Annotated in this window: 7 protein-coding genes and 1 tRNA gene; 5 read left to right on the top strand and 3 right to left on the bottom strand. The window is 61.1% G+C overall.

Annotated features, from left to right (window positions below; genetic code table 11):
* The first annotated feature begins 659 nt into the window (after nt 1-659).
* The gene (locus GF399_13045) at nt 660-1,082 is read left to right on the top strand and encodes a hypothetical protein (protein MBD3401242.1); all 423 of its coding nucleotides are present in this window, start codon (nt 660-662) and stop codon (nt 1,080-1,082) included.
* Between the two features lie 15 nt (nt 1,083-1,097).
* Nucleotides 1,098-1,349, top strand: a complete 252-nt coding sequence (locus GF399_13050; protein ID MBD3401243.1) for a hypothetical protein — start codon at nt 1,098-1,100, stop codon at nt 1,347-1,349.
* A gap of 100 nt (nt 1,350-1,449) precedes the next feature.
* Here the strand turns inward: GF399_13050 and GF399_13055 are convergent, their stop codons facing one another.
* Genes GF399_13055 through GF399_13065 form a run of 3 tightly spaced genes read right to left on the bottom strand, consistent with a single transcriptional unit; the run spans nt 1,450 to nt 3,312 of the window.
* Nucleotides 1,450-1,683, bottom strand: coding sequence for a DUF3343 domain-containing protein (locus tag GF399_13055; protein ID MBD3401244.1), 234 nt, complete (start codon nt 1,681-1,683; stop codon nt 1,450-1,452).
* The gene (locus GF399_13060; protein ID MBD3401245.1) at nt 1,680-2,834 is read right to left on the bottom strand and encodes an aminotransferase class V-fold PLP-dependent enzyme; all 1,155 of its coding nucleotides are present in this window, start codon (nt 2,832-2,834) and stop codon (nt 1,680-1,682) included. Before GF399_13060 ends, GF399_13055 begins: the two co-directional genes overlap by 4 nt.
* A gap of 7 nt (nt 2,835-2,841) precedes the next feature.
* Nucleotides 2,842-3,312, bottom strand: coding sequence for a YbgC/FadM family acyl-CoA thioesterase (locus GF399_13065; GenBank protein MBD3401246.1), 471 nt, complete (start codon nt 3,310-3,312; stop codon nt 2,842-2,844).
* A 77-nt stretch (nt 3,313-3,389) separates the two neighbouring features.
* On the opposite strand from GF399_13065, the gene GF399_13070 reads away from it, so the two are divergent.
* The 3 genes from GF399_13070 (at nt 3,390) to GF399_13080 (ending at nt 5,140) form a co-directional block, all read left to right on the top strand.
* Nucleotides 3,390-4,289, top strand: coding sequence for a hypothetical protein (locus GF399_13070; GenBank protein MBD3401247.1), 900 nt, complete (start codon nt 3,390-3,392; stop codon nt 4,287-4,289).
* Between the two features lie 386 nt (nt 4,290-4,675).
* A complete protein-coding gene (locus GF399_13075) occupies nt 4,676-4,972 on the top strand; it encodes a hypothetical protein (GenBank protein ID MBD3401248.1) in 297 nt (98 codons plus the stop codon).
* A 97-nt stretch (nt 4,973-5,069) separates the two neighbouring features.
* Nucleotides 5,070-5,140: transfer RNA gene (locus GF399_13080), tRNA-Arg, on the top strand.
* The last annotated feature ends 71 nt before the right edge of the window (nt 5,141-5,211 follow it).

Genomic DNA, 5,211 nt, shown 5'->3' on the forward strand with positions numbered 1-5,211 from the left:
ACTTCAAGCGCTTCAACCCCAACACCCTGACCGCGCCCATCCTGCGCCGGCGCAAGGACCTGGAACTGCTGCGGCGGATCTACGACGCCGCGCCGGTGCTGATCGAGCGGGACGAGAACGGCGATGAGGTCAATAATCCCTGGGGCGTAACGTTCTTCACGATGTTCCATATGTCCAACGACTCGGACAAGTTCAAGACGGCCAGGGAGCTGGAGGAGGCGGGCTGCTACCGGGACGCTAACCGCTTCGGCTACTACAAGAAGGGCGAGGAGTATTGGCTGCCGTTGTATGAGGGCAAGATGGTACAACACTATGATCATAAATCATCAAAAATAGTAATAAATCCATCAAATCCACATAGACCTGCTCAACAAGTTAAAGTCAGTAATGAAGAAAAATTATCTTGCATATTAACTAATAATTATTGGGTAAATGAAGATAAAATTAACAGATTTAATATTATTAGCTCATGGTTAATAGGTATTAAGAACACAGGATCTAATACTAATATGCGTTCTATTATACCCACTCATCTACCAAGCGTAGCCTTTGGTAACTCTCTACAAATATTGCTAATAAGTAATATATTTTATAATGTTATGCATTCATTATATACCAATTACGCTTCATTTTGTTTAGATTACGCTTTTCGTGGAACTATGGGTGGTAGTAATCTTAATTTCTTTTTATTAGAACAAGTACCCATCTTTCCCCCCGAGCGTTACGATCAGCCCCTCAATGCCGCCGACGCCACACCCCTGACCAAGCGCCTGAAACCCCTCGTACTGGAGCTGGTCTATACCGCCTGGGACATGCAGCCCTTCGCCCGGGAGCTAGGCTACGAGGGCGAGCCCTTCGTCTGGAACGAGGAACGCCGCGCCCACCTCAAGGCAAGGATTGACGCGGCGTACATGATCATGTACGGTATGAGCATCGAGGACGCGGACTACATCCTGGAGACCTTCCCCATCGTCAAGCGCCAGGACGAGAAGGCCTACGGCTTCTACCGTACCAGGGAGCTGATCAAGGGCTACATGCGCGCGCTGGCGGCCGGGGACTGGGAGACGGTGGTTTCCATATAACATAAAGGAGAGCTTATGTGCCCCCCGAACTTTAAAGTACAAACAATCATCATAAACCCGAATAATAAAGAGGTCACTATTACTGGCCTTGAAGAACCAACTCGGCAATGTTTTACAGCTTATAGACTATCAAAACCAAGCGGTGAGGCTGTTGCTTTAATTATATATGATTATGTTGCTATAACGGATAAAGAACTTATGAATAAGTTACTAGAGGACCTGCGTGATTTCATAAAACAAAAAGAAGATGAGCTTGAAGAAAGTTAGATCAAAGAACAGCCTAGTAGAAAACAGGCCGCCGAAAGGCGGCCTTTGCGATAACCGATCCCGGCGCCGGGCTCGGGCGTTTTTTACGGAATCGCTCCGTTCAGTCGGCTGGACGTTCCTGGACGATCCGCTGGGGCGGGGTCTCGCCGTCGGCGAGCAGCTCTTCGGCCCGGGTCCGATCGGCCCCGGCCAGCCGCAGGGCGATGCCGCAGTCCGGGATGCCCGGGGGGTTGGAGACCAGCTCGCCGGAGATGCCGGCGTCCTCCAGCTCGCGGTAGGCGGCGATGGTGTGCATCGTGGTGCGGAAGACGAAGTACAGCCGGGGGGCGCTCATCGTTTCCTCCGGCGCAGCGTCTCGATAACGGTAAACAAGTGGTCGAGGTCGTCGTCGGTCGTGAAGGCTCCGAGGCCGACGCGCACGGCGCCGCGTTCGAGGGTGCCGGCCAGCTCGTGGGCGCCGGGGGCGCAGTGCAGGCCGCTGCGGGTCTGGATGCCGCCGGTTTCCTCGAGGGCGGCGCCCAGCATCTGGGCCTCCCAGCCGGGCAGATTGAAGGCCGCCAGGGCGCCGCGCAGCTTTGGCGACAGCGGCCCGAGGACCTCGGCCCCGCAGTCGAGCAGGCCGTCGAGCAGCCGGGCGGCCAGGCGGCGCTCGTGGGCGTAGACCTCCCGCGGTCCCCGCTCGACCAGCCAGTCGATCCCCGCCCGCAGACCGGCCAGGCCGACGACGTTGTAGGTCCCGGCCTCGAGGCGTTCGGGCAGCTCCGGCGGCATGTCCGGTGTGCGGGAATCCCCGCCGCCGCCGCGCATCAGCGGCTCGAGTTCGAGGTCCGGCCCGAGGACCAAGCCCCCCGTACCCTGGGGTCCGCAGAGGGCCTTGTGTCCGGTAAAGGCCGTCAGGTCGACGCCCCAGTCGTCCAGCTCGAGGGGCCCGGCCCCGGCGGACTGGGCGCAATCGGCCAGCACCAGGGCCCCCCGGCGCCGGGCGACGGCGCAGATCCGCTCCAGCGAATGGACGGTCCCCAGGACGTTGGAAACGTGGCAGACGGTCACCAGCCGCGTCGGCTTCGCGGCCAGCAGCTCGTCCAGGCGCCGGGGATCCAGGGGGCGGCGCTGATCCTCCGGCGACCACCAGACGACCTCCAGACCCAACCGGCGCTCCAGGGCCAGCAGGGGTCGGCGGACGGCGTTGTGGCTGCAGACGTCGGCGACGACGCGGTCCCCCGGACGCAGCAGGCCGCACAGGGCCTGATTGACCGCCCAGGTGGCGTTGGGGCCGAAGACGACGCGGTTGGGCACGGCGACGCCGAGGAGCCCGGCGACGGCCTCGCGGGTGCGGTAGACCTCGAGGCCGGCCTCGATGGCTCGCCGGTGCGAGCCCCGCCCCGCCGAACCGCCGCAGCGCTCCAGATAGTCAACCATCGCCCGCCCGACGACGGGGGGCTTGGGCCAACTGGTGGCGGCGTTGTCCAGGTAGACGGGTTCCATCGACGGCCTAGTCGCGGGTTTCAACTACGGGTCGGTTTTCGAGCAGCTCGGCGAGCCAGTCCGGGAAGCGTCGCAGTTCACCGTCCCGGGTCACCAGCACGTGGGTGGTGAAGCCGGTCAGCAACAGCTCGCCGTCACGGTGGACCTCGTACTCGATGAACAGGCGGGTCTTAGTCTGCCGGGCGCAAATCGCCGTGACCCCGAGCAGGTCGTCGTAGCGGGCCGGGCGCTTGAACCTGGCCCCGGTTTCGATGATCGGCATCTCGTAACCCCGCGCGCGCAACTCGCGGTACGACAGCCCCTGGGCCCGCATCAGCTCCACCCGGGCCCGCTCGAAGAAGACGAAATAGTTGACGTTGTAAACGACGTCGTAGGGGTCGCAGTCGGCGTAGAGGACGCGGTAAGGCGTGGTCAGGCGGGGACGATCGGCGTTGTCCGGACGGCTCAAGGGGACCTTCCTCCAAGGGTGCCGCTCCATTCTAACCCAACGGAGGTCCGTAGACAAGCCCAGTCCGCTTATGCACTTAGACTGATACCAACCCCGCCGGTCGACTTATGTTAAACTGCCCCGGCAACCCGCACCGAGGAACGCCCGTGTATCCCGTCTTCCTGCGCGACGTGCCGCTCCCCTTCTCCGACGGCCGGACCTTCGACATCTACTGGTACGGCGTGTGGTTCATGCTGGCCATCCTGGCCGCCCTGCTGCTGTTCGCCCGCCGCAACAAGAAGATGCTCGGCGTGGGCTTCGACGACACCGTAAGCCTGGCCGTGATCGTCATCCTGGCCGGACTCGCCGGCGCCAAGCTGCTGACCGTCATCACCCGCTTCGACAACTTCCTCGCCGATCCCGGCGGGTTCATCTTCGGCCGCACCTACTTCAGCGTCTTCGGCGGCGTGCTCGGCGGCGGCGTGGCCCTCTGGCTGGCCACCCGGCGCAGCGCCCCCGGTTTCCTCGGCTTCGCCGACTCCCTGGCCGCCTGCCTGCCCCTGGCCCAGGCCCTCGGACGCCAGGGCTGCTTCGCCGCCGGCTGCTGCTGGGGCAAGCCCACCGACGCCTGGTGGGGCGTGACCTTCACCCACCCCGACTCCGTCAACGGCCTCAAGGGCATCTCCTTGATACCGACACAGCTCATCGAGAGTGGTCTTAATCTGCTCCTCTTCGTCGGCATCCTGCTGCTCGAACGCTTCTACAAGGACCGCCGCCAGGGGACGACCTTCCTGGCCTACGGCGTCGGCTACGGCGTCATCCGCTTCGTGATGGACTTCCTGCGCGCCGATCCCCAGGTCACCTGGCTGGGCCTCTCCACCAACCAGTGGGCGGTCATCGTCGGCTTCGTCCTGATCGGCCTGGCCGTCTGGAAGCTGCTGCCCAAGGCCCGCCCGGCCCGCGAGGCCTACACCGACCCGCCCGAACGGGTCCTCTTCGGCAAGGACAAGACGCCCCGGGACGCCTGAGACCGCCGACGCCTGCGCCCAACCCCATAGCAAAGACCCGACCCCGCGGGGTCGGGTCCTTGCAGTAGCGGCCCGGCCGCTTCAGCCGGTGATAACCAACTCGTCCCTCGCCGTCACGACGGTCAGGCTGGGGAGGGTGGCTTTGTGGCTTTGTCTGGTAATCGGACTTCTCATCGTGTTGGGTTCCTCCCCGGCCCGGTGTCTAATGTTTGACGGGCCGTATGAAGCCTGCTATTATTCCAATGTCCCACGGTTAGGGGCGGGTAGCAGGCCGTGGCCTGGCGGTGTGTTCGCACCGCGGTGGGGAGGCTTCAGCTCCCTGTTCTGCTCGTTCCCTGGGCCGGGGCTGCAACCCCGGCCTTTACTCGAAGTGAAGGAGAACTTGTATGAGCAAAGATGATTTCGTAGCCCTCAGGGATGCTGTTGAAAAGGAAATTGCATTATCTAGTGAATCTAACGCAGTTTTTTACATTGACGAGTTCAATGGGCTACTTCAAAAAATCAAGGCTTGGGATTCTAAGCTGTTTGAGGATATTCTCCAGGTTGAGAAGCCTACCGCTAATAGCGAAGACGCGGTAACTATCGATGATCTTCTCCGGCGTATTAGTTATTATTGCGACAGGATTGTAAGGAATTGGCCGTTGCCAAAATTCAGATCTTACGTAGGGACAGGGCGACGCTAATACCGTTTCCCTGACACTCCGCACCTTTTGTGCTATACTGAGCCATGTTCCTGCGTGGACAAGCGGACCCGTTTCCCTATCACAGGAACGACTGCATGGGGGCGTGGTGTAGTGGGAACACTCAGGTCCGCGGAACCTGCATCACGGGTTCGAGTCCCGTCGCCTCCACATATAAAACTTGACGGTTCTCCGTTTTTGGTGTATCTTATGAGTACGCGGACCTGAAAGCGTGTTCCCAA

It is taken from the genome of Candidatus Coatesbacteria bacterium (genome assembly GCA_014728225.1).
Classification (GTDB): Bacteria; RBG-13-66-14; RBG-13-66-14; order RBG-13-66-14; family RBG-13-66-14; genus WJLX01.

Coding starts and splice junctions, on each gene's coding strand:
- GF399_13060 (MBD3401245.1), bottom strand. CDS start 2,834: ATGGAACCCGTCTACCTGGACAACGCCGCCACCAGTTGGCCCAAGCCC.
- GF399_13050 (MBD3401243.1), top strand. CDS start 1,098: ATGTGCCCCCCGAACTTTAAAGTACAAACAATCATCATAAACCCGAAT.
- GF399_13065 (MBD3401246.1), bottom strand. CDS start 3,312: ATGGAGCGGCACCCTTGGAGGAAGGTCCCCTTGAGCCGTCCGGACAAC.
- GF399_13075 (MBD3401248.1), top strand. CDS start 4,676: ATGAGCAAAGATGATTTCGTAGCCCTCAGGGATGCTGTTGAAAAGGAA.
- GF399_13045 (MBD3401242.1), top strand. CDS start 660: ATGGGTGGTAGTAATCTTAATTTCTTTTTATTAGAACAAGTACCCATC.
- GF399_13070 (MBD3401247.1), top strand. CDS start 3,390: ATGTTAAACTGCCCCGGCAACCCGCACCGAGGAACGCCCGTGTATCCC.
- GF399_13055 (MBD3401244.1), bottom strand. CDS start 1,683: ATGAGCGCCCCCCGGCTGTACTTCGTCTTCCGCACCACGATGCACACC.